Genomic DNA, 25,968 nt, shown 5'->3' with positions numbered 1-25,968 from the left:
TTTTACCCTCGCCACCTTTCTGCCATGGTCCGGCGCCCTGGCAAGGTGAAGTGTCTGTCATGTCACTGCACGGGTCCTGCGTGGCCCTGGATGAGGAAGGCGTTCTGATCCTGGGACCATCAGGCAGCGGCAAATCCGATCTGGTTCTGCGCTTGCTCGGCCGAGGCTGGGCGCTGGTGGCGGATGACCAGGTGGAGCTGGTGGCGGAAGGCGGCACGCTGCGCGCCAGCGCACCGGCGCCGCTGCGCGGCATGCTGGAAATCCGTGGCCTCGGCCTGATGCAGGATTTGCCGGTGGCGGGGCCGGTGCGGCTGCGACTGGCGGTGCGTTTGCTGCCGCCGGAGGCGCCCCTGCCCAGGCTGCCGGAGCCGCAATGCTACAATGCACTCGGCCTGACGGTGCCGCAGATCTCGCTGCGCGGGCTGGAAGCCTCGGCGCCGGACAAGCTGGGTTTCGCACTTGCCATCGCCTGCGGCCGGGCCCGCATGGCGGCCGGGTCCTTGCAGGGCCAGTCCCCGCCATGAGATGCGGCCCCCGCCCGGTGTTGCTGGTGACCGGCCTGTCCGGCGCCGGCAAGGCCAGCATCCTTCGCACGCTGGAGGATCTGGGCTTCGAGACGGTGGACAACCCGCCGTTGCAGATCCTGCCGGAGCTGGTGGCGGATGGCGATGAGCCGCTGGCGATCGGGGTGGACACCCGCTCCCGCGGCTTCGATGCCTCCACCCTGCTGGAGCAGCTGGCCCGGCTGCGCGCGGATCCGGGCATCGCCGCCAATCTGGTTTTCGTCACGGCGGAGGAGCCGGTGCTGCTGCGCCGCTTTTCCGAAACCCGCCGGCGCCATCCGCTGGCGCCCGGTGGCGCGCTGGGCAGCCGGGTGACGGAAGGGATCGCGCGCGAAGCCGCGTTGCTGGCGCCGCTGCGGGATGCGGCGGATTGGGTGGTGGATACCTCCGAGCTGCCGCTGCCGGAGCTGCGCCGGATGATCGAGCGGCGCTTCCAGCCGGAGAATGCGGCGGGGCTGGCGATTGGCATCATCTCCTTCGGCTTCCCCAAGGGGTTGCCGCGGGAGGCTGATCTGGTCTGGGATGTGCGCTTCCTGCGCAACCCGCATTACGACCCGGCGCTGCGGCCGATGACCGGGCGCGATACGCCGATCGCGGACTTTGTCGAGTCCGATCCCACCTTCGCCCCATTCTGGGACCGCATGACCGGGATGATGGAGCTGCTGTTGCCCCGCTATGCGGCAGAGGGGAAGAAGTATTTAACGGTGGCCATCGGCTGCACCGGCGGGCGGCACCGCTCCGTCCTTGTGGCGGAGCGTCTGGCATCCCATCTCGCGTCTCTTGGCTGGCGTGTGGACCTGATCCACCGCGAATTGGCCACCCCCCCTACATCACCGGGAGGGGCATTGGTTGCGGGGCGGGAGGCCCTGTCGCACACATCATGATTGGTCTTGTGCTTGTCACCCACGGCCGTCTCGCCGAGGAATTGCGCCTCGCCATGGAGCATGTGGTGGGTCCGCAGGGCGCCGTCGCGACGGTCTGCATCTATCCCGAGGACAAGCTGGAAGCGCGGCGGGAGGATATTCGCCACTGCATCGCCCGCGTCGACCAGGGCGATGGCGTGGTGGTGCTGACGGATATCCTGGGCGGCACCCCCTCCAACCTGGCCTTCCAGCTGTGCGACCGCCGCACGGTGGAGGTGATTGCCGGGGTGAACCTGCCGCTGCTGGTGAAGCTCGCCAAGATCCGGGGCAGTGAGCCCTTGCCCGAAGCCGTCGCCCATGCCACCGCGGCCGGGCGGAAATACATCGCCAGCGCGGCGGATATGTCGGAGGGCGGGCGGACCATGCCCACCAACGGCTACGCAACGCCCGATGCAGGCCCCAAAAGGGACGATCCATGAACGAATGGCCCGACGAAGCCGGTGAGTCCAAGGCAGGCGCCCAGCCCACCCCTGTTGCGGTGGAGCCCGGCCCCTGTGGCTGCGATGCCTCCGGCGGGCTGGCGATGCGGAAGACGGTCAAGATCGTCAACAGCCGCGGCCTGCACGCCAGGGCGGCGGCCAAGCTGGTGACGGTGGCCGAACGCTTCTCCGCCTGTGTCAACGTCTCCCGCCACGGGCAGTCGGTGCCGGCGTGTTCCATCATGGGGTTGATGATGCTGGGCGCCGGGCAGGGCAGCGACGTGGTGGTGGAAGCCGAGGGCTGGGATGCCAAGGAAGCGCTGGAGGCGATCGTGGGCCTGATGGAGGCCGGCTTCCATGAGGACTAGGATCCGGGGCGTCCAATGAAGGCGGAAAAGCCCGAAGCCCCGAAGCGCGCGCCGCGCCGCATCAAGGAAACCGTGATCCGGGGGATCCCGGTGTCGCAGGGCATCGCCATCGGCGCGGTGTTCGACACCACGGAGCCGCCGGCCGAAGCCCCCCGCCGCAGCATCGCCGAAGCCGCGGTGGACACCGAAAAGCAGCGCCTGGCGGCGGCCGTCACCGCCTCCCGCAAGCAGGTGGCGAAGCTGAAGATGCGCCTCGGCGTGCTGCCGGAGGAAGCGCAGGAAGAACTCGAACCGCTGCTCGACGCCTATGCCATGATGCTGGGCGACAGCCGCCTGATCCGCGGCGCCCGCAAGCGCATCGAATCCGGCCTGCTGGCGGCCGAGACGGCGGTGGCGGATGAGGCGGATGCGATCGCGGACATCATCCTGTCCGCCAAGGATGACGACAAGGCCGGGCTGCGCCGCCGCGCCGGCGAGGTGCGGGAGATCGCCCGCCGCCTGACCCGCAACCTGACCCAGAACCCGTTCCGCAGCTTCAAGGACGTGCCGGAAGGCGCGATCCTGGTGGCGGAGGAAGTGACGCCCGCCGATGCCGCCCTGCTCGACCCCGCCCGCATCGCCGGCGTGGCGACGGAGGAAGGCGGCGCCGATGGCCACACCGCCATCATGCTGCGGGCCTTGGGGATTCCGGCGGTGCTCGGCGTGCATGGGCTGACGGAAGCGGCACGGCGCGGCGACCAGATGGTGCTAGACGGCGCGGCCGGGACCGTCGCGCTGCACCCGACCGCCGCCACCCTGGCCGCGGCCAAGGACCAGGTCGCCGGCTACGCCCGCGAACGCACGCGGCTTGCCAAGCTGCGCCGACTGCCTGCCGTGACCACGGATGGCGAGGCGGTGGAGCTGCTCGCCAACATGGAAATTCCGGCGGAGCTGCCGCTGATCGCCCAGGCCGGCGCCCAGGGCATCGGCCTGTTGCGGACCGAATTCCTGTTCATGAACCGCGAGGATCTGCCGGACGAGGAGGCCCAGATGGCCACCTACGCCCCGATCGTCGAGGCCATGGCCGGCGACCCCGTGACCATCCGCGTGCTCGATTGGGGCGGGGAGAAGGACATGCAGGCGCTGGCGGCGGGGATCGAGCCGCTGCATTCCAGCCCCAACCCGGCGCTCGGCCTGCGCGGCATCCGCATGCTGCTGAAGCGGCCGGAACTGCTGGAGGCGCAATTCGCCGCCATCCTGCGGGTGGCCGGCGCCGCGCCGGACAGCGTGGTGCGGGTGCTGCTGCCGATGGTGACCATCCCCGCCGAGGTGAAGCAGGCGCGCGAAATCTACGAACGCGTCGCCCGCCGCCTGCGCCGGCGCGGGGAGAAGCTGCCGGAAAAGCTGCCCGACCTCGGCGCGATGATCGAGACGCCGGGCGCGGCGCTGGCGGCGGATGCCATCGCGCTCGAGGCCGATTTCTTCGCCATCGGCACCAATGATTTGGCGATGTACACGCTGGCCGTGGATCGCGGCGATGCCGAGGTCAGCCATCTGTACGACCCGCTCCACCCGGCCGTGCTGCGGCTGATGCAGTTCGCCACGGAAGCGGCGCTGCGGCTGCGCATGCCGGTTTCGGTCTGCGGCGAGATGGGCGGCAATCCGCGGCTGGTGCCGCTGCTGCTGGGGCTCGGCATCCGCTGCCTGTCGATGAATGCCAGCGCAATTCCCCGCGTGAAGCAGGCGGTGCGGGCGCTGGATATCGGCGACTGTGCACGGTTCGCCCGGCGCGTCATGGAACAGTCGGATCCCGCCCGGATCCGGGAACTGGTGGACGGGTTTGCCACAGGGGTGACGGAACGCGGCTGAGGACCATGCGCCGGCACCTCACCGCGCCGTGATCGGTCGGCCGCTTTCCTGCCACAGCCGCGCCACCTATCTGCCCCGGCACGCCGGCGGAATGAGCGGGCACCAGGGTTGAAGGACCTGCCGCATGCGCACCATCCGCCGCGCCGCCGTCACCGGCCTCATGGCCGCCTGGCTCGCCCCGCTTTCGGCCTTCGCGGACCCCGGCTGCGCCAGGCCCCGCAGCGTCGAGACCGTGCTGGAGGACCAGCGCGGCCAGCCGGCGAACACGGCCTCGCCGCAGGATGAATTGCGCGAGGCGCGCCGCCGCCTGCTGCGTCGCGACGTCTGAACCCTACCCTCGCCGGAACGCCACCAGCAGGTTGTTCGCCGGCATCGGCATGACCGCCGGGGCGCCGAAGCCCGCCGCTGCCGCGACCTCCGCCACATCCTGCAGCCGCCGCAGGCCCCAGGACGGGTCGCGGGCGCGCAGGCTGGCGTCGAAATCGAGGTTGCTCGGCGCCGTCTCCACCCCCGCCTGGATGTAGGGGCCGTACAGCACCAGCGGGGCGCCGCTGGGCAGGATGCGGGCGGCGCCGTGCAGCAGGCCGAGCGTCGCGGCCCAGGGGGCGATGTGGATCATGTTGATGCACAGCACGGCATCCGCCCGGTCCAGCGGCCAGTGGGCCGCGGCGGCATCCAGTGCCAGGGCGGGCCGGATGTTGGACTGGCCGGCGCACCAGGCATCGATGCTGGCGCGGGCATCGGCTTCCGGGTCGCTCGGCTGCAAGACCAGGCCCGGCAGCGCCTGCGCGAAATGCAGCCCATGCTCGCCGCTGCCGCTGGCCACTTCCAGCACCAGTCCTTCGGGCGGCAGCAGCGGGCGCAGCGCGGCCAGGATCGGGTCCCGGTTACGGGCGGCGGCGGGGGCGAAGCGGCGTGGGTCGCCATCAGGGTTCATCGGGGCCGTTTCCGCCGTGCTGGCGAAGACGTCAACCGGCCCATGTCGCAAACGGTTGCAGCACGTCTTGATATGCCGCGCGCGCAGGTTGCATCCTGTACCCCGAAGCGGGTCGCCAAGACCCGCATGGAGGGGACACAGACATGGTTCGAACCCGTATCGCCGCGGCCGGGATGCTCGCGGCGCTCCTGATCGCGCCGGCCGCCTATGCCCAGCAGGCCCCAGCCGCCGCTCCTGCTCCCGCCTGGGCCAGTGGCCGGGAAGGCAGCGGCATGGCGCCCAACCTGGCGCCGCACGCCCCGCGCCTGACCGTGACGCCGCAGGACCAGCTTCCACTATCCTCCATCCGCCTGCCGCAGGGCTTCACGGCGGAGGTCTATGCCCATGGCATCCCCGGCGCGCGGATGATGGCGGAGGGTCCGAACGGCACCATCTTCGCCGGCAGCCGCACCATCGGCCGGGTCTACGCCATCAGCCGCAATGCGGACGGCACCACCCGCACCCGCACGCTGCTGCAGGGGTTGAGGCAGCCGAACGGGATCGCGGTGCTGGATGGCAATCTGTATGTCGTCGCCATCAACCGGGTGCTGCGCTTCGACAATATCGAGCAGAACCTGGACAATCCCGGCAGTGGCACCGACCTGACCGCCGCCTTCGCCCTGCCGACCGAGGAACATCACGGCTGGAAATTCGTCGCCCCCGGGCCGGATGGGCGGCTGTATATGAATGTCGGCGTGCCGTGCAACGTCTGCGACTTCAACCGCGACACCCACGCCATCTTGGTCTCCTTCAAGCCGGATGGCAGCGATCGCCGGATCGAGGCGCGCGGCATCCGCAACAGCGTCGGCATGGCGCTGCACCCGCAGACGCGGGAGTTGTGGGCCACCAACAATGGCCGCGACTGGGCCGGCAATGACGTGCCGGAGGATTCGCTGCACCGCATCCGCCGCAGCGGCGAGGATCATGGCTTTCCGTTCTGCGTCGGTGACTGGGCCGATCCGGGTGCGCCGGCACAGCGCAATTGCGCCGAATTCGTACAGCCCGCAGCTCTGCTCGGCCCGCATACCGCCGCGCTCGGCATGCGTTTCTACACGGGCACCATGTTCCCCGAGGCCTATCGGAACCAGATCTTCATCGCCCGCCGCGGGTCCTGGAACCGGGAAAGGCTGAGTGGCTTCGACGTGGTCGTGGCGAAGCTGGATGGCGAAGGCCGCGTCACGGCGGTCGAGCCGTTCCTGCAAGGCCTGCGCGATGATGCGAACCAGCGCTTCCTCGGCCGCCCCGTCGATGTGCATGTGATGCGCGACGGGTCGCTGCTGGTGGCCGAAGAACAATATGGCGCGATCTACCGGATTACCTACCGCCAGTGAGTCTTCCCCGCTTCGCCCTGCTGGCGGCCACCCTGGCCGCCAGCGCCTTCACCCCCGCCATTGCCCCCGCCGTCGCACAGGATGCGGCGCGGGGGGGCGCCCTCGCCGAGCAACGTGGTTGCGCAACGTGCCACGGCGCCGCCGGGGTCAGCGAACAGGCACAGATCCCCTCGCTCGCCGGGCAACCGGCGGAGTTCATCACCCTGCAGATGATCCTGTTCCGCGAAAATCTGCGTCAGGCGGAGCCGATGAACGAGCTGTCCCAGGGTCTGGAAGACCAGGCGGTGGAGGATCTGGCCGCGCATTACGCCAGCCTGCCCGCGGCGCCACCCCCAGACCTGGGGACGCGCGATGCGGCGCTGGCGGAGCGTGGGCGGCAGCTTTCGGCACGGCTGAACTGCGGCGTCTGCCACCTGCCGGATTACAGCGGTCGCAACCAGATCCCCCGCATCGCCGGGCAGCGGGAGGATTTCCTGCGCCACACTTTGGCCCAGTACCGGGACGACCAGCGTCGTGGCACCGACACCAACATGAATGCGGTGATGTATGGCGTGTCCAACGACGCCATCGCCGCGCTGGCGCACCATCTGGCGCACCAGCCGGTGCGGCCCGAGTAGCGTGCCGACGCGCGCTGCGGCATGAGGGGGCATGGATGACCTGATCCTCCGCTTCGGCGTCGCGCTGGCCATCGGCCTGCTGGTTGGGCTGGAGCGGGGCTGGCGGGAGCGGGAGGAGGCGGATGGCCGCCGCACCGCCGGCATCCGCACCTATGCCATCTCGGCGCTGCTGGGCGCCGTCTTCGCCGCGTTGGCGGCCAGCCTGGGCTCGGCACTGATCCTGGCCGTCGGCTTCCTCGGCTTCGCCCTGGTCTTCGGCTGGTTCCAGGCGCGGGAGGCGGTGGCGGAAAACAGCCTGAGTGCCACCAGCGCCATCGTCGGCCTGTGCACCTTCGCCCTCGGCGCCCTGGCCGTGGCGGGCGACCAGGGCGCGGCGGCGGCGGGCGGCGCCGCGCTGGCCGCGGTGCTGGCGAGCCGGGAGATGCTGCACCGGGCGGTGAAGCGGCTGTCCTGGGTGGAACTGCGATCGGCGCTGATGCTGGCGGTGATGACCATGATCATCCTGCCGCTGTTGCCGGACCGCACCATCGACCCCTGGGGTGGCCTTAACCCGCGCGAGATCTGGCTCTTCACCGTTCTGACCGCGACCATCTCCTATGTCGCCTACATTGCCGCCCGGATCCTGGGGCCGCGGCGGGGGGTGCTGGCGGGCGGGCTGCTGGGGGCGGTGGTGTCCTCCACCGCCGTCACCGTGGCCCTGGCCCGCAGCGCGGCGGCGGGGGCGGCGAGCCAGCCCTTGGCCGGGGCCGCGGCGCTGGCGGCCATGGTGTCCGTGCTGCGGGTGGTGGGGCTGGTGCTGATCCTGAACCCCGCCGTGCTGCCCGCCATGGCGCCGGCGGCAATCGCTGCGGCGCTGACCTTCGCGATCTGTGGGGGGCTGCTGATCTGGCGCGGCGGCGGCGCTGCGGATGCGGCGGGCCTGGCCCGCAATCCCTTCGACCTGGTGCCCCTGCTGATATTCGCCGCCGGCTTCGCCGTGGTCTCCACCGCCAGCGCCGCGCTGGTCGGCCAATTCGGCGCCGGCAGCCTGCTGGGCAGTTCGGCGTTGTCGGCGGTGTTCGATGTGGATGTCGCGGTGCTGAGCGCGCTGCGGCTGGGGGATTCGATTCCACGGGCCGCCATTGGCCAGGCGGTGCTGGCGGCGTTGGCGGCGAATGCGCTGGGGCGGCTGCTGCTGGCCACCGTCGCCGGGCCGCGCGATTTCGCGCTGCCCCTGGCGGGCGCCACGCTTGCGGCGCTGGTTGCGGGCGGCGCGGCCTTCCTCTTGGTCTAGCGCAGCGCGATGCGGCCCTCCAGCCGAGGCGCCACCTGGCCGAGCGAGCGCAGATGTGCGGCGAAGGCATCCTCCAGCGGCGGGCCTTCGTCATAGGCCTCCAGCGCCTGGTCGCGCAGCATGGCGTAGCCATCGCCGCCGCGACGGATGAAATTGTTGGTGGCCAGCAAATAGTCGGCTTCCGGGTCGATCGGGCCGGGGCGGCGGGCGGTGGTGATGCGGACCTCCCCGATGCGCTGCCCGGCCGGCGCCAGCGGGTTCCAGGTGAAGGCCAGCCCTGCCACCTGCGGAAACCGCCCGCTGCCGGGGGTGGAGACGCCATTCTCCAACGCCGCCAGCAGATCCCGCCCGCGCAGCCGGACGGTGGCCAGCGTGTTGGAAAAGGGCAGCGTGGTCAGCACATCGCCCAGCGTGATGGCGCCGCTGGGCAGGCCGGTGCGGATGCCGCCGGCATTGGTCAGCGCCAGATCCGCCTGGGGCACGGCGCGCAGCAGCGCATCGGCCAGCAGATTGCCCACGGCGCATTCGCCCAGACGGCAGGTGGTGTTCTCCAACCCGCCGGCCGATTGCGCCACGAATTCGGCCCGCATGGCGTGCAGCGGCGCGGCGAATTCCGCCACCACGGCGGCCGTGGCCGGGTCCTCGGGCATCGCCGCCGTGATTTCCTCCGCCCCGCCGCCATGCGCCGCGACGCGACCATCGGCGGCGAGGTCGAGGTCGAGCCGCCCGCGCCAGCGGCCCAGCGCCCCGGCCTGCACGATCCGCACCGAGCGGTCCGCGCCCGCCATCAGCAGTGGCGGGCTGACCAGCGTGTGGGAATGGCCGCCTACGATCACATCGATGCCTGGCACCGCCGCCGCCAGGGCGCGATCCGCCTCCACCCCGCGATGCGACAGCACCACGATGGTGGCGGGGCCGCCGGCGCGGATTTCGGCGATCGCCCGCGCGGCGGCTTCCTCGGCGGCGGTGAAGCGCAGATGGGGGCCGGGAGAGGAGATCTGCGGAATAGTCTCCAGCGTCAGCCCGACCACGCCGATCCGCGCGCGGCCCACCGTGAAGACGGCAAAGGGCGCCACCAGCCCGGCCAGCGACGGCTCCCGCGCCACATCCATGTTGGCTGCCAGCAGCGGCGCGCCGAGGGCGCGGGCGAAACCGGCCAGCGTCGCTGGCCCGCCGTTGAAATCATGGTTGCCGGGCGCCATTGCCTGCACGCCCCATTGCCGCTGCACCGCGGCCTCGGCCAGCCCCTTGTGCCGGGTGTAGAACAGGCTGCCGAGGAACTGGTCCCCCGCATCCAGCGCCAGCACCCCGCGCCCTTCCGCCACCGCCGCGGCGCGCGCCGCGTGAAAACCGGCGACCAGCCTTGCCGCGCCGCCACCACAGGGCGCGCCCGTGCGGCAGGCGGCGCCGGAGGCCTGCGTGCCCTCATGCCGGCTGTGGAAATCATTCAGGTGCAGCAGCGTGACCCGTGCGGTCGCCTGCGCCGCTGGCGCGCGCAGAGCGGGCGCGGCGAGGGCCAAGCTGGTGAGAAGCTGACGGCGGCGGAGCATCGGCTTGTCCCCCCTGTGCAGGACGCGCGCTTAGTGACCGTTTGAAAACACCGGCGGGTCGGTCCCACGGTGCTTTTCCGCCCCTGCTGTGTTGCCGAATTTGCCGATGCAACCAGCATCGGCTGCATCCGGCGCCTTGCAGGGACGAAAAATCACCTGCGGGTCCTCAGCCGCCGGCATTCTCAAACGGTCACGTAGCGGATCGGTCGGCTGCCGTCATGCGGTGTCACGCAGGTATCACGTTACAGGCGGCGCACGGCGATCTGACCGCAACGATCACATTGTTTCGCCCTGTTCGGGTTGCGGGCATGGACGCGGAGGTTGATATCCGCCCTCTTGTTGCCACGCCGCCAGTCGAGACTCCGCCTCGAAATGCAGGTTTATCTCCCGATTGCCGAAATGTCGGTCGATGCCCTGCTGTTGCTGGGCATTGGCTTTGGCGTGGGCTGGCTTTCGGGCCTGTTCGGCGTCGGTGGCGGCTTCCTGCTGACGCCGCTGCTGATCCTCATCGGCATCCCCTCCACTGTCGCGGTCGGCTCCGGTGCCAACCAGACGCTGGGCGCCTCCGTCTCCGGCCTGATTGCGCAATGGCGGCGGGGCAATGTCGATTTCCGGATGGGCGCGGTGCTCATCATCGGTGGATTCTTCGGGTCACTGATCGGCGTGCAATTATTCGCCTGGCTGCGCCGCGCCGGGCAGGTCGATCTGGCGGTGGCCATCTTCTATGTGGTGGTGCTCGGCAGCGTCGGCGCGCTGATGGTGCGCGAGAGCCTGGCCGCCATCCTGCGGCGCAAGCGGGCGCGCCCGGCGCGGCTGCATGAGCATCTCTGGATGCACGGGCTGCCGTTCAAGATGCGGTTCCGCAAGTCGCGGCTCTACATCTCCGTCATCCCGCCGCTCGGCATCGGCTTCGCCATCGGCGTGCTGTCCGCCATCATGGGCGTCGGCGGCGGCTTCATGCTGGTGCCGGCGATGATCTACCTGCTCGGCATGCCGACTGCGGTGGTCATCGGCACATCGCTGTTCCAGGTGGTCTTCGTCACCGCCAACGTCACCTTCCTCCAGGCCATCCAGGTCGGCAGCGTCGATATCGTGCTGACTTTGCTGCTGCTGGCCGGCGGTGTGTCCGGCGCGCAATTTGGCGCGGCCATGGGCACCAAGCTGCGCGGGGAGGAGATGCGCGCGCTGCTCGGCGCGCTGGTGCTGGCCGTGGCACTGTCCCTGCTGTGGGATCTGCTGCGGGTGCCGGAGGCGCTGTTCGTGATCGGCCCGGTTCCATGAAGGGGCTTTGGCTGGCCCTGCTGCTGGCGCTGGCGCCTATTGCTGCGACGCCAGACGCCGCGGCGCAGGATGCCGCGCTGGTGCCGCCCTCCCTGGCCGCCGAGCTTTCGGTCAACCGCGTCGAGGTCACCACCGCCTTCTCCGGCTCCGAGATCCTGGTCTTCGGCGCCACCGAACGCCTGATCGGGCCGGAGGGGGATGAGGTGGTGGTGCTGGTCATCGGGCCCGAAACCGCCGCCATCGTGCGCCAGAAGGTCAGCGTCATGGGCTTCTGGGTGAACGGCGCCTCCGCCCGTTTCAACCGGGTGCCGAGCTATTGGGCGCTCGCCTCCACCCGCCCGGTGCCGGCCATGCTGGACCGGGTGGAACGGGCCGAGCTGCGCCTGGGGCTGGACCAATTGCCGCTGGTGCAGCTTGGCGCGCAGGGGCCGACCTTTCGCCTGGCGCTGGCGGATCTGCAGCAGGAGGCCGGGCTCTGGGTGGACCGGGACCGGCCGATCCAGGTCTCCGGCGGCCGCCTGTTCCACGCCCGGCTGCCGCTGCCGGCGACCGTGGCGCATGGCATCTACCAGGTGCAGGTGATGCTGGTACGCGACCGCCGCGTGGTGGCCCGCCAGGAATTGCGGCTGGACGTGGTCCGCACCGGCACCGCCGCCTGGATCGCCGACATCGCGCGGGAACAGCCGGTGCTGTATGGCATCGCCTGCATTGTCCTGGCGGGCTTGGCCGGCTGGATCGGCAGCGTCGTGTTCCGGCGCGGCTGACCCACCGCGCCCCCGCCGGAGCTTGGGGGAACTGAAGCATGGGTGAGACGGCCGAAGCCGCGCAGGCGCGGCGGGACCGGGTCTTCCTGGTGGTGGTGGATGACAGCGCGGAACGCAGCGTGGCGCTGCGCTACGCGGCGCTGCGCGTGCGCAAATCCGGCGGCCGCATGGCCCTGCTGCGGGTGATCGAGCCCGCGGGCCAGGTGGAATGGGCCGGCGTCGGCGCCATGCTGGCCGAGGAACGGCGGGAGGAGGCGGAGCGTCTGCTCTCCGGCCTGGCGGCGGAGGTGAACGAACTCACCGGCGGCCTGCCGATCCTGCTGATCCGGGAGGGCGATCCGCGGGACGAGCTTCTGGCCCTGCTGGCCGAGGACCCGCGCATTTCCATCCTGGTGCTGGCCAGCGCCACCGGCGGGTCCGGTCCCGGCCCGCTGATCCAAGCGCTGACCGGCCGCTACGCCACCAAGCTGCTGGTGCCGATGACCATCGTGCCCGGCGGCATGACCGACCCCGAGCTGGATCGAGTAACCTAGTCGGTGCCCTCAGACGGCGGGCGCGCGCTTCGCGCGCTTGCCTTCGCGGCATAGGCCGCGGGCGCCGTTTGGCGCCGCGGCCCGCCAAGTGGCGGGCCGCGTTTTCCCCGGCCCCCAGACGCCGGGCGGCCGCGCCGCGGCCCGCTGAAGTGGCGGGCCGCGGTTTCCGGGTCCTCAGACGCCGGGCGACCGCACCGCGACCTTGGCTTGCGGCATAGGCCGCGGGCGCCATTCATCGCGTCGGCCCGCCAGGTTGGCGGGCCGCCTTGGGTGAGGATGCCAAAGAACGGTGCGCAGGTTGCAGCGGCCCCTAAAACGGACCACATAGGTCGGGTATCGCCAGCACCGCGAAAGCGACAAAGATGTTCATCGAGACTGAAGCCACGCCGAACCCCGCCACCTTGAAATTCCTTCCCGGGCGGGATGTCACGGGCAGCCGCGGCACCGCCGACTTCACGGCGGCCGAGGACGCCGTCGGCCGCAGCCCGCTCGCCGCCCGGATCTTCGCCGTCGGCAACGTTGCACGCGTCTTCCTCGGCCAGGATTTCGTCACCGTGACCAAGACGGACGACACCGAATGGCAGATGCTGCGCCCTCGCGTCCTTGGTGCCGTCATGGAGCACTACCTGGCCGGACTGCCGGTGATGGAAGGCGAGGACGCCGCCGCCGAGGATGAGGATTTCGACGCCGAGCACGGCGAGATCGTTGCCCAGATCAAGGAATTGCTCGACACCCGCGTGCGCCCGGCCGTGGCCGGCGATGGCGGCGACATCGTCTTTCGCGGCTTCCGCGAGGGCGTGGTCCGCTTGCACATGCAGGGCGCCTGCGCCGGCTGCCCCTCCTCCCGCGCCACGCTCAAGCACGGGGTGGAGACGATGCTGCGCCACTACGTGCCGGAAGTGCTGCGCGTGGAGCAGGTGGAGGCCTGACGCCCCTCCGTAGCCCGGGCGGTCATTCCGGGCGGCGATGACGACTATCGCGGCGGAGGATTGGCCCGCCGCCGCGCGCTGCCCTATCTCCGCCCCGGCAACAGCCTGACGGAGACACCATGACCGAACGCGTGACGCTCGACGACCAGGCCCTCGACACGCTGTTCCGGGAAGCCCGGACGCAGAATTCGTGGCAGGACCGGCCGGTGCCGGACAGCAAGCTGGAGGAGATGTACAACCTCCTCAAATTCGCACCGACCTCGGCCAATGCGTCCCCGGCCCGCTTCGTGTTCATCCGCACGGATGACGGCAAGGCCCGGTTGAAGCAGGCGCTGTCCCCCGGCAATGTCGAGAAGACCATGACCGCGCCGGTCATCGCCATCGTCGCCCACGACACCGCCTTCTACGACAAGCTGCCCTTCCTGTTCCCGCATGCCGATGCGCGGTCCTGGTTCGCCGGCAACCCGGCCCTGGCGGAGACCACCGCCTTCCGCAACGGCACGCTCCAGGGTGCCTACCTTATCCTGGCCGCGCGCGCGGTGGGCCTCGATGCCGGCCCGATGAGCGGCTTCGACAACGCGAAGGTGGATGAGCTGTTCTTCGCCGGTACGACCTGGAAGTCCAACTTCCTGGTCAATCTCGGCCATGGCGACCCGGCCGGGCTGTTCCCGCGCAGCCCGCGCCTGAGCTTCGACGAGGCAGCCCGCCTCGAGTAGGCGGCATTGGGGCGCCGGTCAGGGCCGGCGCCCTTTGCTTCAGGCCGCCTGGGCGCGGCCGGCGGTCGGGTCCAGCCGGTAGCCGCCGCCCTCCGTCACCAGAAGACGGGCATTGCTCGGGTCCGGCTCGATCTTTTGGCGCAGGCGGTAGATGTGGGTCTCCAGCGTGTGCGTGGTGACGGCGCTGTTGTAGCCCCACACCTCGTTCAGCAGGATCTGCCGCCCAACCGGCCGGCCGCTGGCGCGGTACAGGTATTTCAGGATGGCCGCTTCCTTCTCCGTCAGCCGGATCTTCCGGTTGCGCGCCGCGTCCAGCAGCATCTTGGCGGACGGACGGAAGGTATAGGGGCCGACGCTGAAGACCGCATCCTCGGAATTGTCGAACACCCGCAGTTGCGCACGCAGCCGGGCCATGAGCTCGGAGACGCGGAACGGCTTCGCGATGTAGTCATTGGCGCCGGAATCGAGGCCGCGCACGATATCCTGTTCGCCATCCGCGCCGGTCAGCATCAGGATCGGCATGCGGAGGCCCTGCTTGCGCAGCCGCGCGCAGAGCTCACGGCCATCGCCATCCGGCAGGCCGATATCCAGCACGACGGCGTCGAAGCGCGCATCCTCGGCCGAAAGCCGGGCCAGGGCGTCCGCCGCGGTCCCTGCTTCGGTCGCGGAGAATTCACCGTCATGGGCCAATTGCTCGACCAGCGTCTGCCGCAGGGCATCGTCGTCGTCCACGACGAGGATTGGACGTGGACCGGACATGGTAGCTCCCGTATCTGTGATGCCCCGTGACAACGGACATGGGGCGGATCGGTTTCACGTCTGCGTGCCGTGCCACCAGATTTAGATGGCGGAACGGACCGGTGCCGGCAAGCGACTTTGCACTGGCGAAGGCGTGATCAGCAAGTGTCACGATGTTTGGCCCGGCATTTGTGCTGGTCGGCGCTTGCCCGCCGCTGTTCTGCCGGCGCGATTCGTTTTTCTTGTGGCAGCCCCCCCTTTCAAACGCCTTTGGCGCGCCACATTCGAAACCATCAATGGGCGGCATATGGAACGCCAAAAAATCACATGAGCAGCATGGCACCGATCGTTTCCCAGCGCCCCCAAGGCGCGAATGAAGCCGCCTCGCCCGATGCCCGGGTCTTCGCCCTGCGCGCCGTCCACCGCGCCGCCAGTGAGCTTCGCCGGGGCACGCCGATCCTGCTGAGCGGGCCGGAAGGCACGCTGGTGGTCGCCGCGGCGGAGACCGTCTCGGCACGCGGCCTAAGCGAATTGGCCGCCGCCGCGCGTGGCCCGGCCGTGCTGTTGCTGGCGCCGGTGCGGGCCGCGGCGGTGCTGAACCGCCCGGTGCCGCAGGCGCTCGGCGCGCCGGCGGTCGGCACGGCGTCGGAGATGGGCGTGGTGGCGCTGCGCCTGCCGCCAAGCCTGCTCGACCCGGCCGCGCTGCGGTCCCTGGCCGACCCGACGGCGGAGCGTCTGCTGCCGGAACAGCCGGAACGCACCACAACCCCGCCTCAGGCGCTGCCCGCCATCGCTCTGGCCAAGCTGGCCCGGCTGCTGCCCGCGCTGGTGGTGGCCCCGGCCGCGGAATCCGCCGCGGCGCGGCTGGACCTGCTCTCGGTGCGGGCCGCCGATGTCAGCGGCTACCCCATCGATGCCCCGGCCAGCCTGGCCCGCGTGGCGGAAGCCCGCGTGCCGCTGGAGGATGCGCCGGAGGCCCGGATCATCGCCTTCCGCGCCGCCGATGGCGGGATCGAGCATCTGGCGATCCTGGTCGACAGCACGGCCCCCGGCCCCGCTGGAGACACAGCGGGCGCGCCGCTGGTGCGGGTGCATTCGGAATGCTTCACCGGGGACCTGCTGGGCAGCCTGCGCTGCGATTGCGGCCCGCAGCTTCGTGGCGCCATCCAGCGCATGGCGGCGGACCCGGCGGGTGGCGTGCTGGTGTATCTGGCGCAGGAAGGCCGCGGCATCGGGCTGGTCAACAAGCTGCGCGCCTACACGCTGCAGGACCAGGGGCTCGATACGCTCGATGCCAACCGGGCGCTGGGCTACGGCGCGGATGAGCGGAATTTCTGGGTGGCGGCCGAGATGCTGCGCGCCATCGGCGTGAAGCGCGTGCGGCTGTTGACCAACAACCCGGACAAGCTGGCCGGCCTCGCCGCCTGTGGCATCGAGGTGGAGGGCCGCGAAGCCCATCAGTTCGAGGGCAATGGCGTGAATGACGGCTACCTTGAGACCAAGGCCCGCCGCATGGGCCACATGCTGACCTGATCGGCCGGCCCTGATCCTGGCATGCCGGTTGCTCCACCCGGCACGGATAGCCAGGAGCCGGATGCATGGAAACCGCCGCGACACGCGCCACAGCCGAGATCCTGCCTCGCCTGGGGCCCGACGAGCATGTGCCGACCCCCGGCACGCTCAGCTTCGATGAGGTGCTGCGCGCCCTGAACCCGCTGCATCATCTGCCGGTGGTGGGCAGCATCTACCGGGCGGCGACCGGGGAGACTCTCAGCCCGGCCCTGCGTGTGCTGGGGGCGGCGGCCCTCGGCGGGCCGATCGGCATGCTCTCCACCGCCATCTTCGCCGCCATCGAGGAATTCACCGCGCCGCCCGCCGCCACGCCTGGAACCGCGTTGGCCCGCCGCCGCGACGGGTCGCGGGGGCCGGCGGCTTAGGGCATCCTAGCCGCTTGCCGGGCGGGGATACGGGAATGGATGATACGGGCTGGGCCTTGGCGACGGCGGATGGCCAGTTCCGCTACCAGGGGCGGATCCTGCGCTGCGCCCTCGGCAAGGGCGGCGTGGTGCCGCCGGTGCGCAAGCAGGAAGGCGATGCCGCCACCCCGGCCGCCCGCATGCCGTTGCGCCGCCTGCTGTACCGCGCCGACCGCGGCCCGCCGCCCGCCTGCGCCGTGCCGGTGGAGCCGCTGGCGCCGCAGGATGGCTGGTGCGACGACACGGGCGACCGCGCCTATAACCGCCCTGTCCGCCTGCCCTTCGACGGTCGGCATGAAGTGCTGTGGCGCAGTGATGCGGTGTACGACCTGATCGGCATCCTCGGCTGGAACGATGCGCCGGTGGAGCGCGGTCGCGGCAGTGCCATCTTCCTGCATCTGGCCCGCCCGGACTACGCGCCGACCGAGGGCTGCGTGGCGCTGTCCCTGCCGGATCTGCGCCAGGTGCTGGCGGCGGGGCTGCGCGGGGTGGAGGTTCGGCCGGCAGTCTGACGATGGACGGCAACGAACGGCGCCGCTGCGCTTTGTGTAGGGGAAACCCACCACGGAGATCTGCATGCGGCGCTTGTCGATGATCGGAGCGGCGGCGCTGGGCGCCTGCGGGCTGGCGCTGCCGGCCGTCGCGGAGTCCCCCTCGCGGGACCGAAGCTGGTTCGCCACCGCCTATCATGGCCAGTGGATGAAGCCGCGCGGCTTCATCGGCGGCGGCTTCGAGCCCGAGGACAGCCAGTTCACCTCCCTCGCGCTGAGCCGGGTGCTGGTGCCGGAGCTGCGGATGGACCTGCCGGTGGTCGGCCGGCTGCTGGATGGCGCCTCAATCGAGCTGGAAGGACAGTTCGGCTGGCATACGGGCCTGCAGCGTCATGGCGAGGCGACCCTGGCGCTGGCCCTGCGGTCCCGCGAGATCACCCTCGCCGGGCCGTGGCGGATGAATCTGGCGGTGGCGGAGGGCCTGTCCTACGCCCTGTCCCGCCCGACCTATGAGGGGGTGGTGAACAACCAGCAGCCGCGCAAATTCATGAACTACCTGGCTTTCGAGGCGGAGTTCAGCCACGCGGCTCTGCCGCAGCTGACCCTGGTGCCGCGGCTGCACCACCGCTCCGGCATCTTCGGCGTCATCGCGCCGCAGGGAAGCGGTTCGGACTTCTTCGGCCTCGGGCTGCGCCTGGCGCTGCAGTAGCCCGTATCAGCCGGAGCGGCGCCGCATCAGCCGCACCGTCTCGCGCAGATCCAGCCCGCGCAGGATCTGCGCGGCGCCGAAATAGGTCACCAGCCCCGCCGCGACCAAGCCGGCCAGCGCCAGGAAGCGCGCCAGCGTGCCGGTCTGCGGGAACAGCGCCAGGTTCAGCACCAGCAGCACGCCGCCCATTACCAGCGCGGCCGCCAGCAGCCGAGGCACCCGCCGGCGCAGGCGGCGATCCAGCACGAGCTGCCGGCGGCGGATCAGCAACACACCCAGCACCGCCACATTCACCCAGGCCGCGATGGAGGTCGCCAGCGCGATGCCGACATGCGCCAGGACCGGAATCAGCGCCAGGTTCAGCGCCAGGTTCAGCGCGACGATACCGATGCCCACCTTCACCGGCGTGGCCGTGTCGCCGCGTGCGAAAAAACCCGGGGTCAGCGCCTTCACCAGCACGAAGGCCGGCAGGCCGAAGGCGCCGGCCACCAGGGCGGCCGCCGTGGCATCCGTCGCGCGGCTGTCGAACAACCCGCGCTCGAACAGGGTGGCGATGATCGGCCAGGCGGTGACGGCGATGGCAACCGCCGCCGGCAGGGCCAGGGCCAGCGACAATTCCAGCGCGCGGTTCTGGCTCTGGTGTGCCGCCAGCCGCCGCCCGGTGCGAAGCTGCCGCGCCAGCAGCGGCAGCAGCGCCGTGCCGATCGCCGCGCCGATCACGCCAAGAGGCAATTGTGCCACCCGGTCCGCATAATACAGGTAGCTGACCGCCCCTGCCGGCAGCAGGGAGGCCAGCACCACATCGATCGCCAGGTTGAGCTGCGTGACCCCGGCGCCGAACAGCCCCGGCACCATCCGCTTCAGAACCGCCTTCACATCCGGCGTCATGCGCGGACGCGACAGCGGATTGATCACCATGCCCGCCATCCGCACCGCCACCAGCAGCAGCGCCAACTGCGCGATGCCGGACGCCGCGACACCCCAGGCCAGCGCATGCCCCGGCGTCGCCACATAGGGCGTCAGCCCCAGCAGCGCCGCCATGGCGATCACGTTGAACAGCACCGGCGCGGCGGCCGCGGCGGCAAACCGGTTCATCCCGTTCAGCACGCCGGAGACCAGGGCGGCCAGGCAGATGAACAGCAGATAAGGGAAGGTGATCCGCGTCAGCTCGATGGCCAGCGCCAGCCTTTCCCCGGAAAACCCCGGCGCCAGCACGAACAGGACCTGCGGCATGAAGACGATGCCGAGGATCACCAGACAGGCCAGCCAGATGGACATCAGCCCGGCCAGCGAATTGGCCAGGGCGCGCGCCTTGGCCGGGCCATCCAGGGCGAAACTGCCGGCGAAGGCCGGCACGAAGGCGGCGTTGAAGGCGCCCTCGCCGAACAGCCGGCGGAACAGGTTGGGCAGCTTCAGCGCGATTAAGAAGGCATCCGCCACGGGCCCGGCGCCGAGGCGGGCGGCGATCAGCATATCCCGGGCGAAGCCGAGGATGCGGCTCGCCATGGTCCAGCCGCCGACTGTGAAGACGCTACGTAGCATTCACCCTGTGTAGGCCGGAACCGGGCGCGCGGAAATCAGGCGACAGGGCTGCCGTGCCGTGGCGGCTTAAGACAATTTTTGCGCAGCGCTGCGAAGATGCGCGGAGATGTCCAATAAACCTTCCGATCGACCCAGGGCTCCCCTGCTTCCGGTGCTGCTGCTGGGGCTGGCGACGGCCGGCCTCGGCCTGGCGCAGGCCCAGCCGCGGGCCGGCCAGCCGCTCGCGCTGGTGTTCGGCCACGGCGTGGCGGAAGGCGCCGCGCTGCTGCGGGTGCTGGCGGAACCCGGCTGGGACCCGATCACGATCCGTCGGCTCGGCCCGCTGACCGTGGCGCTGGTCGCGCCCAACACCATTCCCGCCAGCACCGAATCCGGCGCCTGGCTGGTCGTGCCCGCCTATGGCCGCGCGCCCTGCACCGGCGCGGGCCCTTTTGTCCTCCCTGGAAAATCAAACTGATGAACCTGGATCATATCCGCCGCAGCAGTGGACGGGCCCTGCTGGCGCTTCTCATCGGACTCGCCGCCATCGCCGCGCCGGTGGCCTGGCTCTCGGGCGGCGAAAGCCTCGAGATCTGGGGCGGCTGCGGGCTCGCCACGCTGGCGGCGCTCGCGGCGCTTGGCGTCGGGCTGCGCGATGTGGCGGCGCCGGTGGCCCGGCAGATGATCGCGGTGGCGCTGATGGTGCAGGTCTCCGTGCTGGTCTGGGCGGTGGCACCCTGGCTGCGGACCGACATGCATATGGCCTATTTCGCGGGCCTGGCCGTGCTGACCGGGTTGGTGGATCGCCGCGCGATCGTGCTGGCCGCCGTCACCGTCGCGCTGCACCACACCGTGCTGAATGAACTGGCCCCGATGGCGGTCTTCGGCGGCGAGGGCACGCTGGGCCGCGTGGCGCTGCATACCGGCATCCTGGTGGCGGAAGCGGCGGCGCTACTGATGCTGCTGACCCATCTGGAACGCGCCGCCGCCGCCGCCTCCGCCGCCCAGGCCGAGACCGAGGCCGCCCGGCAGCGGGAGGAAGCGGAACGGGCGCGGAAGGAGGCCGAGAAAGCCGCCTCCGCCCGCCTGGCGCAGGACGGGCGCATCGCCCTGGCCGGCCAGGTGGAGGGTGAGATCGGTGGCTGCAGCAGCCAGCTCACCCTCGCCGCGCGCGACCTCGGCACGGCGGCGGACAGCCTGACCCAGGCCGCCCGCACCGGCACGGAAGCGGCCCAGGCCGCGGCCTCCGCCACCACCGAAGCGGCGATGGATGTGCAGACCGTGGCCTCGGCGGCGGAGGAGTTGGCCGCCTCGGTGCAGGAAGTGACGCGCCAGGTGGCCAGCGCCGCCGGCGTGGCCCGCGCCGCGGCGGACCGCGCCCGCAACACGGACCGCATCGTCACGGGCCTGTCGGAAGGCGCCGGCCGCATTCGGGAGGTGGTGCGCCTGATCGGCGCCATCGCAAGCCAGACCAACCTGCTGGCGCTGAACGCCACGATCGAGGCGGCCCGCGCCGGGGAGGCCGGGAAGGGCTTCGCGGTGGTGGCAGGCGAGGTGAAGGCGCTGGCCGCCCAGACTGCCCAGGCGACCGAGGAAATCGGCCGCCAGGCCGGCGGCATCGAGACGGCGACGGGGGAGGCGGTCAACGCCATCCGCGGCATCGTGGAGGTGGTGGCGGAGCTGGAGAATGTGTCCACCGCCATGGCCGCCGCGGTCGAGGAACAGGGCAGCGCCACCCAGGAAATCGCCCGCACCGCGCAGCGCGTGGCGCAAAGCACCGAACGCGCCTCGGGCGCTGTCGGCCATGCGGAAAGCGCCATCGGCGCCACGGCCAAGGCGGTCGAACAACTCGAATCCACCGCCCGCACGCTGGATTCCAGCGCCGATTCCCTGCGCAACTCGCTCCAGGCCACGGTGGCGGGGCTGCGGGCCGCCTGAACGGCGCCGGACGGCGCGGCCCGGACGGCGCGGCCCGGACGGAGCGGCCCGGACGGAGCGGCTGGGGCTTCAAGTCCTTGCCGCGCCCCATCGGGGCGCTTAGGTGAAGGTCAGCACGCCGACCCCACTCTGCGAGTCAGAACACCCGATCCATGAGCGATACCCAGGACACGCCGAATCCCGCCGATACCGGCGCGACCGAAGCCCATGCCGAGCCGAGCAGCCCCGAAACCGCGACAGCGCCGACCGACGCGGAACGCATCGCCGCGCTGGAAGCCGAACTCGGCCAGATGCGCGACAAATGGCTGCGCGCGGAAGCGGATATGCAGAACCTGCGTACCCGCACCAAGCGCGAGATCGAGGATGCGCGCCTCTACGCCGTGCAGAAATTCGCGCGCGACGTGGTGGAAACCGCCGAGAACCTGCGCCGCGGCGTGGATAGCCTTCCGCCGGCCGCCGAGGATGAGGCCGAAATTCTCGGCAAGCTCCGCGGCGGCTTCGAAGGCGTCGAACGCGCCTTCGTGACCATGCTGGAACGCCACGGCATCGCCAAGCTGGACCCCCAGGGCAAAGCCTTCGACCCGGAACTGCACCAGGCCATGGCCGAACAACCGGCCCCCGAAGGCACCGAACCCGGCACCGTCATCCAGGCCTGGACCCCGGCCTGGACCCTGCACGGCCGGCTTCTGAAGCCGGCGATGGTGGTGGTGGCGGGGAAGTAGGCGGCGCTGTTGCGCGGCTGATTCACGAGGGGCGTTGCCCCTCGCGCTCCCCGCCAGCTGGCTCGCCCTCTGGACATCCTTGAAGGGACAGGTTGGAGGAGGGGCATGCGGTCCCGCTCCATCCGCGGTCGCGCCGGCCCCTCCTCCAACCTGTCCCTTCAAGGCATGGGTTCAAAGGGCCAAAGCCCTTTGTGGGGGGTGCCGGGGGGCAAAGCCCCCTGGCAATCACAGGCGCTACTTCGCCTGCTTCCGCCGCCGCCGCCGCATCCGGATCCAGACCAGGCCGGCGACCACGGGGACCAGGGCAGCCAGGATGATGTCGAGGCGCAGTGTGCCCCAGGGCAGGGGTTTCAGCGCGTAGCCGGCGAGTGACAGCACGTAGTAGCTGATGCCGGCGACGGAGAGGCCTTCGACGGTTTCCTGCAGGCGGAGCTGGGCGCGGCCGGTCTCCGCCATGGCGGCGAGCAGTTTCTGGGTCTGTGCTTCCTGCGCCACGGCGACGCGGGCGCGCAGCAGGTCCACGGCGCGGCCGCAGCGGACGGACAGGGCGGAGATGCGGGCGCCGGTGGCCTGGATGGTGGCCAGCGCCGGGTCCAGCCGGCGTTCCAGGTATTCGGTGAGGGTGGGCAGGCCGTGCAACCGTTCCTCCCGCAGCACCTGAAGGCGGCGGCCGACCAGGGCGTGGTAGGCGTTGGCGGCGGAAAAGCGGTCCGCCGTGGCATTGGCGATCTGTTCGATGCCGGTCGCGAGTTCGGAGAGTTCCTCCAGCGCCGCCCGTTCCGCCTCCAACTCGGCGAGGCCGGTCAGGCGTTCGGACAGCGTGGCCAGGCGGTCCGAGGCGCGGGCGAGTTCGCCCGAGGCGGCGCGGGCGGGCGGCAGGGCCAGCAGGGCGAACAGCCGGTAGGTCTCGATCTCCCACAGCGCCTGGGCCAGGCGGCCGGCGAGTGCGGGGGTCAGGCCGTGGTCCTGCAACAGGATGCGGGTGAAGCCGTCTGGGCCGAGGCGGAAATCGGTCCAGGCGGTGGCGGTGGCGCCGGAGAGGCTGGCGCCGGCCAGGCCATCGGGCGCGAAGCAGCCCGGGGGCGGGGCTTCATCCTCGCCGGCGGTGGGGAGCACGGCGATATGCGCGGCGACCAGGGTGTGGCCGGGCAGGGCGGCCAGCCAGTCCGTCGGCACCGCGGCGATGGCGGTGAAGGCGAAGGGGTCTTCCGGGTGGTCGGACAGGCCGGGGCGCAGGAAGGTCCAGCCATCGAATTCGGTATGGCGTTCGTAGCGCACGCGGAAGGCGCCGAAATCCGCCATGACGAAATCCGACCCTGGCGCCGGCGGGGTCACGCCATAGCGGCGGCAGAGCGCGGCGAGATGCGCCACCCCGGCGCCGCGTTCGCCGCCGGCCTCCCCGGACAGGGCCAGTCGGCTGATCGCCACCGGCGTCTGCAACGGCAGCGGCGGGCGGGCATGGAGTTCGCCCGTCAGCACGTCGCGCTGCGGGTGGGGGGGGAGGTGCTGGATCATCTCGTCCACGAAGCTTACCGGTGCGACGCCGCCACGAATACGGGAATTGCGAGTCTTTCCAAGGCCCGGGCAATGCGCGGGTCTTGTCCATGCCGCCCTGCCTGAATACATGACGGTCACGCGGCGAGGCAGGGCGTCCCTGTCACCGCCGCCTTTTCACCCACCCCGCATCCGTTACGGATCAGGGGGCGGGAACGGTGCCGCAAGGGCCGTACCCGTCCGCCGCACAGGAGAGACACTCGGATGAGCAAGGTCATCGGCATCGACCTCGGCACCACCAATTCCTGCGTCGCCATCATGGAAGGCAAGGACGTCAGGGTTATTGAGAATGCGGAGGGCGCGCGTACCACCCCCTCCATGGTCGCCTTCACCAAGAATGGCGAGCGTCTGGTCGGCCAATCCGCCAAGCGCCAGGCGGTCACCAACCCGACCAACACGCTGTATGCCGTGAAGCGCCTGATCGGCCGTCGCTTCGACGACCCGATGGTGAACAAGGACAAGGGCCTGGTGCCCTACACCATCACCCGCGCCGCCAATGGCGATGCCTGGGTCGAGGCCGACGGCAAGTCCTACGCGCCGCAGCAGATCAGCGCGAACATCCTCACCAAGATGAAGGAAACCGCCGAGGCCTATCTCGGTGAGAAGGTCACGCAGGCGGTCATCACCGTCCCGGCCTACTTCAACGACGCCCAGCGCCAGGCGACCAAGGAAGCCGGCGCGATTGCCGGCCTCGAAGTGCTGCGCATCATCAACGAGCCGACGGCCGCGGCGCTGGCCTATGGCATGGACCAGAAGAAGGGCGGCACCATCGCGGTGTACGACCTCGGCGGCGGCACCTTCGACGTCTCGATCCTCGAGATCGGCGACGGCGTGTTCGAGGTGAAGTCCACCAACGGCGACACCTTCCTGGGCGGCGAGGACTTTGACGCGCGGGTGATCGACTACCTGGCGGATGAGTTCAAGAAGGAGCAGGGCATCGACCTGCGCGGCGACAAGCTCGCCCTGCAGCGCCTGAAGGAAGCCGCCGAGAAGGCAAAGATCGAGCTGTCCAGCTCGAAGCAAACCGAGGTGAACCTGCCCTTCATCACCGCCGACGCCTCCGGGCCGAAGCACCTGGTGATGCAGCTCAGCCGCGCGAAGCTGGAAGCGCTGGTCGATGACCTGATCACCAAGACCTTGGAGCCCTGCAAGCAGGCGCTGAAGGATGCGCAGGTCACCGCGGGCGAAATTGACGAAGTCATTCTCGTCGGCGGCATGACGCGCATGCCGAAGGTCATCGAATTGGTGAAGCAGTTCTTCGGCAAGGAGCCCGCGCGCAACGTCAACCCGGATGAGGTCGTCGCCATCGGCGCCGCGATCCAGGGCGGCGTGCTGAAGGGCGACGTCAAGGACGTGCTGCTGCTGGACGTGACGCCGCTGTCGCTCGGCATCGAGACGCTGGGTGGCGTGTTCACCCGCCTGATCGACCGCAACACGACGATCCCGACCAAGAAGAGCCAGGTCTTCTCGACGGCCGATGACAACCAGTCCGCGGTCACCATCAAGGTGTTCCAGGGTGAGCGCGAGATGGCGTCGGACAACAAGCTGCTTGGCCAGTTCGACCTGACCGGGCTGCCGCCGGCCCCGCGTGGCGTGCCGCAGGTGGAGGTGACCTTCGACATCGACGCCAACGGCATCGTCAGTGTCTCCGCCAAGGATAAGGCGACGGGCAAGGAGCAGCAGGTCCGCATCCAGGCCAAGTCCGGCCTGTCGGATGCCGACATCGAGCGGATGGTGCGGGACGCCGAGGCGAATGCCGAGGCCGACAAGCAGCGGCGCGCGGCGGTCGAGGCCCGCAACGGCCTGGATGCGCTGGTGCATTCCACCGAGAAGACGATCCGCGAAAACGGCGAGAAGATCCCGGCCGCCGAGAAGGCCGAGGTCGAATCCGCCATCGCCGCGGCGCGCACCGCGATGGAAGGCCAGGATGTCGAGGCCATCACCAAGGCCAATGAGACCCTGTCCCAGGCCGCGATGAAGATGGGCGAGTCGCTGTACAAGGCGCAGGCAGCGGAAGCCGGCGCCGCGGAAGGTGGCGCACCGGGTGGCAATCCGGGCGGCAACCCCGACGACAAGGTGGTGGACGCCGAGTTCGAGGAAGTCGACCCGACCAAGAAAAAGCCCTCCTGATACGGGCTTTTTCCGGCTCTGACTGAGCGGCGGGGGGGGGGGGGGGGAAGAGGGGGGGGGGGGGGGGGTGAAAAAAAAACAACAAAAAAAAAAAACGA

General features: G+C 70.4%; 27 protein-coding genes. 22 read left to right on the top strand and 5 right to left on the bottom strand.

What is annotated here, in order from left to right:
- Nucleotides 1-59 precede the first annotated feature (59 nt).
- The 6 genes from ACFHNC_RS00135 to ACFHNC_RS00110 all read left to right on the top strand — a co-directional run bounded on the left by ACFHNC_RS00135 (nucleotide 60) and on the right by ACFHNC_RS00110 (nucleotide 4,449).
- Nucleotides 60-524, top strand: a complete 465-nt coding sequence (locus tag ACFHNC_RS00135; RefSeq protein ID WP_437167166.1) for an HPr kinase/phosphorylase — start codon at nucleotides 60-62, stop codon at nucleotides 522-524.
- On the top strand, nucleotides 521-1,447 hold the full coding sequence (gene rapZ / locus ACFHNC_RS00130; protein ID WP_437167165.1) for an RNase adapter RapZ: 927 nt from the start codon (nucleotides 521-523) through the stop codon (nucleotides 1,445-1,447). The genes ACFHNC_RS00135 and rapZ overlap by 4 nt, the downstream gene beginning before the upstream one ends.
- Nucleotides 1,444-1,905, top strand: coding sequence for a PTS sugar transporter subunit IIA (locus tag ACFHNC_RS00125; RefSeq protein WP_437167164.1), 462 nt, complete (start codon nucleotides 1,444-1,446; stop codon nucleotides 1,903-1,905). The genes rapZ and ACFHNC_RS00125 overlap by 4 nt, the downstream gene beginning before the upstream one ends.
- Before the next feature lie 104 nt (nucleotides 1,906-2,009).
- Nucleotides 2,010-2,273, top strand: coding sequence for an HPr family phosphocarrier protein (locus ACFHNC_RS00120; protein ID WP_437167680.1), 264 nt, complete (start codon nucleotides 2,010-2,012; stop codon nucleotides 2,271-2,273).
- A gap of 15 nt (nucleotides 2,274-2,288) precedes the next feature.
- Nucleotides 2,289-4,121, top strand: coding sequence for a phosphoenolpyruvate--protein phosphotransferase (gene ptsP / locus ACFHNC_RS00115; RefSeq protein WP_437167163.1), 1,833 nt, complete (start codon nucleotides 2,289-2,291; stop codon nucleotides 4,119-4,121).
- Nucleotides 4,122-4,245: 124 nt separating this feature from the next.
- On the top strand, nucleotides 4,246-4,449 hold the full coding sequence (locus tag ACFHNC_RS00110) for a hypothetical protein (protein ID WP_437167162.1): 204 nt from the start codon (nucleotides 4,246-4,248) through the stop codon (nucleotides 4,447-4,449).
- 3 nt (nucleotides 4,450-4,452) lie between these two features.
- On the opposite strand, the gene ACFHNC_RS00105 is transcribed toward ACFHNC_RS00110, so the two are convergent.
- Complete coding sequence (locus ACFHNC_RS00105) at nucleotides 4,453-5,058, bottom strand: DUF938 domain-containing protein (protein ID WP_437167161.1); 606 nt, start codon at nucleotides 5,056-5,058, stop codon at nucleotides 4,453-4,455.
- 143 nt (nucleotides 5,059-5,201) lie between these two features.
- Here ACFHNC_RS00105 and ACFHNC_RS00100 point away from each other — a divergent pair, with 143 nt between their 5' ends.
- The 3 genes from ACFHNC_RS00100 to ACFHNC_RS00090 are packed head-to-tail and all read left to right on the top strand — an operon-like array spanning nucleotide 5,202 to nucleotide 8,318.
- Entirely contained in the window at nucleotides 5,202-6,428 is a 1,227-nt protein-coding gene (locus ACFHNC_RS00100) for a PQQ-dependent sugar dehydrogenase (protein ID WP_437167160.1), read from the top strand.
- The gene (locus ACFHNC_RS00095) at nucleotides 6,425-7,045 is read left to right on the top strand and encodes a c-type cytochrome (protein ID WP_437167159.1); all 621 of its coding nucleotides are present in this window, start codon (nucleotides 6,425-6,427) and stop codon (nucleotides 7,043-7,045) included. Before ACFHNC_RS00100 ends, ACFHNC_RS00095 begins: the two co-directional genes overlap by 4 nt.
- A gap of 31 nt (nucleotides 7,046-7,076) precedes the next feature.
- Complete coding sequence (locus tag ACFHNC_RS00090; protein WP_437167158.1) at nucleotides 7,077-8,318, top strand: MgtC/SapB family protein; 1,242 nt, start codon at nucleotides 7,077-7,079, stop codon at nucleotides 8,316-8,318.
- Here the strand turns inward: ACFHNC_RS00090 and ACFHNC_RS00085 are convergent.
- Nucleotides 8,315-9,868, bottom strand: coding sequence for a bifunctional metallophosphatase/5'-nucleotidase (locus tag ACFHNC_RS00085; RefSeq protein ID WP_437167157.1), 1,554 nt, complete (start codon nucleotides 9,866-9,868; stop codon nucleotides 8,315-8,317). The genes ACFHNC_RS00090 and ACFHNC_RS00085 overlap by 4 nt on opposite strands.
- Nucleotides 9,869-10,267: 399 nt before the next feature.
- On the opposite strand from ACFHNC_RS00085, the gene ACFHNC_RS00080 reads away from it, so the two are divergent.
- The 5 genes from ACFHNC_RS00080 to ACFHNC_RS00060 all read left to right on the top strand — a co-directional run bounded on the left by ACFHNC_RS00080 (nucleotide 10,268) and on the right by ACFHNC_RS00060 (nucleotide 14,091).
- On the top strand, nucleotides 10,268-11,149 hold the full coding sequence (locus ACFHNC_RS00080) for a sulfite exporter TauE/SafE family protein (RefSeq protein ID WP_437167156.1): 882 nt from the start codon (nucleotides 10,268-10,270) through the stop codon (nucleotides 11,147-11,149).
- Entirely contained in the window at nucleotides 11,146-11,913 is a 768-nt protein-coding gene (locus ACFHNC_RS00075; protein ID WP_437167155.1) for a TIGR02186 family protein, read from the top strand. The genes ACFHNC_RS00080 and ACFHNC_RS00075 overlap by 4 nt, the downstream gene beginning before the upstream one ends.
- A gap of 38 nt (nucleotides 11,914-11,951) precedes the next feature.
- Nucleotides 11,952-12,446, top strand: a complete 495-nt coding sequence (locus tag ACFHNC_RS00070; RefSeq protein WP_437167154.1) for a universal stress protein — start codon at nucleotides 11,952-11,954, stop codon at nucleotides 12,444-12,446.
- A 362-nt stretch (nucleotides 12,447-12,808) separates the two neighbouring features.
- Nucleotides 12,809-13,375 (top strand): NifU family protein, encoded by a 567-nt coding sequence (locus ACFHNC_RS00065; protein ID WP_437167153.1) that lies wholly within the window; start codon nucleotides 12,809-12,811, stop codon nucleotides 13,373-13,375.
- 119 nt (nucleotides 13,376-13,494) lie between these two features.
- Nucleotides 13,495-14,091: a malonic semialdehyde reductase gene (locus ACFHNC_RS00060; protein WP_437167152.1), complete on the top strand. Its 597-nt coding sequence runs from the start codon at nucleotides 13,495-13,497 to the stop codon at nucleotides 14,089-14,091.
- A 39-nt stretch (nucleotides 14,092-14,130) separates the two neighbouring features.
- Here the strand turns inward: ACFHNC_RS00060 and ACFHNC_RS00055 are convergent, their stop codons facing one another.
- Nucleotides 14,131-14,850, bottom strand: coding sequence for a response regulator transcription factor (locus tag ACFHNC_RS00055; protein ID WP_437167151.1), 720 nt, complete (start codon nucleotides 14,848-14,850; stop codon nucleotides 14,131-14,133).
- A 306-nt stretch (nucleotides 14,851-15,156) separates the two neighbouring features.
- Between ACFHNC_RS00055 and ribA the strand changes: the two genes are divergently transcribed.
- The 4 genes from ribA (at nucleotide 15,157) to ACFHNC_RS00035 (ending at nucleotide 18,005) form a co-directional block, all read left to right on the top strand.
- On the top strand, nucleotides 15,157-16,362 hold the full coding sequence (gene ribA, locus ACFHNC_RS00050) for a GTP cyclohydrolase II RibA (protein ID WP_437167150.1): 1,206 nt from the start codon (nucleotides 15,157-15,159) through the stop codon (nucleotides 16,360-16,362).
- Nucleotides 16,363-16,427: 65 nt separating this feature from the next.
- Nucleotides 16,428-16,766 (top strand): hypothetical protein, encoded by a 339-nt coding sequence (locus ACFHNC_RS00045; RefSeq protein WP_437167149.1) that lies wholly within the window; start codon nucleotides 16,428-16,430, stop codon nucleotides 16,764-16,766.
- A 35-nt stretch (nucleotides 16,767-16,801) separates the two neighbouring features.
- A complete protein-coding gene (locus ACFHNC_RS00040; RefSeq protein WP_437167148.1) occupies nucleotides 16,802-17,317 on the top strand; it encodes a L,D-transpeptidase family protein in 516 nt (171 codons plus the stop codon).
- A gap of 64 nt (nucleotides 17,318-17,381) precedes the next feature.
- A complete protein-coding gene (locus ACFHNC_RS00035; RefSeq protein WP_437167147.1) occupies nucleotides 17,382-18,005 on the top strand; it encodes a hypothetical protein in 624 nt (207 codons plus the stop codon).
- Nucleotides 18,006-18,011: 6 nt separating this feature from the next.
- On the opposite strand, the gene murJ is transcribed toward ACFHNC_RS00035, so the two are convergent.
- A complete protein-coding gene (gene murJ, locus ACFHNC_RS00030; RefSeq protein ID WP_437167146.1) occupies nucleotides 18,012-19,547 on the bottom strand; it encodes a murein biosynthesis integral membrane protein MurJ in 1,536 nt (511 codons plus the stop codon).
- 106 nt (nucleotides 19,548-19,653) lie between these two features.
- On the opposite strand from murJ, the gene ACFHNC_RS00025 reads away from it, so the two are divergent.
- The 3 genes from ACFHNC_RS00025 to ACFHNC_RS00015 all read left to right on the top strand — a co-directional run bounded on the left by ACFHNC_RS00025 (nucleotide 19,654) and on the right by ACFHNC_RS00015 (nucleotide 22,186).
- Entirely contained in the window at nucleotides 19,654-20,004 is a 351-nt protein-coding gene (locus ACFHNC_RS00025; RefSeq protein ID WP_437167145.1) for a hypothetical protein, read from the top strand.
- A complete protein-coding gene (locus ACFHNC_RS00020; RefSeq protein ID WP_437167144.1) occupies nucleotides 20,004-21,464 on the top strand; it encodes a methyl-accepting chemotaxis protein in 1,461 nt (486 codons plus the stop codon). The genes ACFHNC_RS00025 and ACFHNC_RS00020 overlap by 1 nt, the downstream gene beginning before the upstream one ends.
- A 152-nt stretch (nucleotides 21,465-21,616) precedes the next feature.
- On the top strand, nucleotides 21,617-22,186 hold the full coding sequence (locus ACFHNC_RS00015) for a nucleotide exchange factor GrpE (RefSeq protein WP_437167143.1): 570 nt from the start codon (nucleotides 21,617-21,619) through the stop codon (nucleotides 22,184-22,186).
- A 234-nt stretch (nucleotides 22,187-22,420) separates the two neighbouring features.
- Here the strand turns inward: ACFHNC_RS00015 and ACFHNC_RS00010 are convergent, their stop codons facing one another.
- Nucleotides 22,421-23,701, bottom strand: a complete 1,281-nt coding sequence (locus tag ACFHNC_RS00010; protein ID WP_437167679.1) for a DUF3422 family protein — start codon at nucleotides 23,699-23,701, stop codon at nucleotides 22,421-22,423.
- 243 nt (nucleotides 23,702-23,944) lie between these two features.
- On the opposite strand from ACFHNC_RS00010, the gene dnaK reads away from it, so the two are divergent.
- Complete coding sequence (gene dnaK / locus ACFHNC_RS00005) at nucleotides 23,945-25,870, top strand: molecular chaperone DnaK (RefSeq protein WP_437167142.1); 1,926 nt, start codon at nucleotides 23,945-23,947, stop codon at nucleotides 25,868-25,870.
- The last annotated feature ends 98 nt before the right edge of the window (nucleotides 25,871-25,968 follow it).

This window comes from Falsiroseomonas sp. E2-1-a4, from assembly GCF_051433165.1.
Classification (GTDB): Bacteria; Pseudomonadota; Alphaproteobacteria; order Acetobacterales; family Acetobacteraceae; genus Falsiroseomonas.
The sequence above is the reverse complement of the archived record's forward strand: the minus strand, read 5'-3'. Positions and strand labels throughout refer to the sequence as shown.

What these genes read in the sequence shown, in the direction of transcription:
- murJ (WP_437167146.1), bottom strand. Translation starts at nt 19,547, where the DNA reads ATGCTACGTAGCGTCTTCACAGTCGGCGGCTGGACCATGGCGAGCCGC.
- ACFHNC_RS00085 (WP_437167157.1), bottom strand. Translation starts at nt 9,868, where the DNA reads ATGCTCCGCCGCCGTCAGCTTCTCACCAGCTTGGCCCTCGCCGCGCCC.
- ACFHNC_RS00105 (WP_437167161.1), bottom strand. Translation starts at nt 5,058, where the DNA reads ATGAACCCTGATGGCGACCCACGCCGCTTCGCCCCCGCCGCCGCCCGT.
- ACFHNC_RS00010 (WP_437167679.1), bottom strand. Translation starts at nt 23,701, where the DNA reads ATGATCCAGCACCTCCCCCCCCACCCGCAGCGCGACGTGCTGACGGGC.
- ACFHNC_RS00065 (WP_437167153.1), top strand. Translation starts at nt 12,809, where the DNA reads ATGTTCATCGAGACTGAAGCCACGCCGAACCCCGCCACCTTGAAATTC.
- rapZ (WP_437167165.1), top strand. Translation starts at nt 521, where the DNA reads ATGAGATGCGGCCCCCGCCCGGTGTTGCTGGTGACCGGCCTGTCCGGC.
- ACFHNC_RS00045 (WP_437167149.1), top strand. Translation starts at nt 16,428, where the DNA reads ATGGAAACCGCCGCGACACGCGCCACAGCCGAGATCCTGCCTCGCCTG.
- ACFHNC_RS00100 (WP_437167160.1), top strand. Translation starts at nt 5,202, where the DNA reads ATGGTTCGAACCCGTATCGCCGCGGCCGGGATGCTCGCGGCGCTCCTG.
- dnaK (WP_437167142.1), top strand. Translation starts at nt 23,945, where the DNA reads ATGAGCAAGGTCATCGGCATCGACCTCGGCACCACCAATTCCTGCGTC.
- ACFHNC_RS00035 (WP_437167147.1), top strand. Translation starts at nt 17,382, where the DNA reads ATGCGGCGCTTGTCGATGATCGGAGCGGCGGCGCTGGGCGCCTGCGGG.
- ribA (WP_437167150.1), top strand. Translation starts at nt 15,157, where the DNA reads ATGAGCAGCATGGCACCGATCGTTTCCCAGCGCCCCCAAGGCGCGAAT.
- ACFHNC_RS00080 (WP_437167156.1), top strand. Translation starts at nt 10,268, where the DNA reads ATGTCGGTCGATGCCCTGCTGTTGCTGGGCATTGGCTTTGGCGTGGGC.
- ACFHNC_RS00120 (WP_437167680.1), top strand. Translation starts at nt 2,010, where the DNA reads ATGCGGAAGACGGTCAAGATCGTCAACAGCCGCGGCCTGCACGCCAGG.
- ACFHNC_RS00025 (WP_437167145.1), top strand. Translation starts at nt 19,654, where the DNA reads ATGTCCAATAAACCTTCCGATCGACCCAGGGCTCCCCTGCTTCCGGTG.
- ACFHNC_RS00110 (WP_437167162.1), top strand. Translation starts at nt 4,246, where the DNA reads ATGCGCACCATCCGCCGCGCCGCCGTCACCGGCCTCATGGCCGCCTGG.
- ACFHNC_RS00055 (WP_437167151.1), bottom strand. Translation starts at nt 14,850, where the DNA reads ATGTCCGGTCCACGTCCAATCCTCGTCGTGGACGACGACGATGCCCTG.
- ACFHNC_RS00015 (WP_437167143.1), top strand. Translation starts at nt 21,617, where the DNA reads ATGAGCGATACCCAGGACACGCCGAATCCCGCCGATACCGGCGCGACC.
- ACFHNC_RS00090 (WP_437167158.1), top strand. Translation starts at nt 7,077, where the DNA reads ATGGATGACCTGATCCTCCGCTTCGGCGTCGCGCTGGCCATCGGCCTG.
- ACFHNC_RS00070 (WP_437167154.1), top strand. Translation starts at nt 11,952, where the DNA reads ATGGGTGAGACGGCCGAAGCCGCGCAGGCGCGGCGGGACCGGGTCTTC.
- ptsP (WP_437167163.1), top strand. Translation starts at nt 2,289, where the DNA reads ATGAAGGCGGAAAAGCCCGAAGCCCCGAAGCGCGCGCCGCGCCGCATC.
- ACFHNC_RS00060 (WP_437167152.1), top strand. Translation starts at nt 13,495, where the DNA reads ATGACCGAACGCGTGACGCTCGACGACCAGGCCCTCGACACGCTGTTC.
- ACFHNC_RS00040 (WP_437167148.1), top strand. Translation starts at nt 16,802, where the DNA reads ATGGATGATACGGGCTGGGCCTTGGCGACGGCGGATGGCCAGTTCCGC.
- ACFHNC_RS00135 (WP_437167166.1), top strand. Translation starts at nt 60, where the DNA reads ATGTCACTGCACGGGTCCTGCGTGGCCCTGGATGAGGAAGGCGTTCTG.
- ACFHNC_RS00075 (WP_437167155.1), top strand. Translation starts at nt 11,146, where the DNA reads ATGAAGGGGCTTTGGCTGGCCCTGCTGCTGGCGCTGGCGCCTATTGCT.
- ACFHNC_RS00125 (WP_437167164.1), top strand. Translation starts at nt 1,444, where the DNA reads ATGATTGGTCTTGTGCTTGTCACCCACGGCCGTCTCGCCGAGGAATTG.
- ACFHNC_RS00020 (WP_437167144.1), top strand. Translation starts at nt 20,004, where the DNA reads ATGAACCTGGATCATATCCGCCGCAGCAGTGGACGGGCCCTGCTGGCG.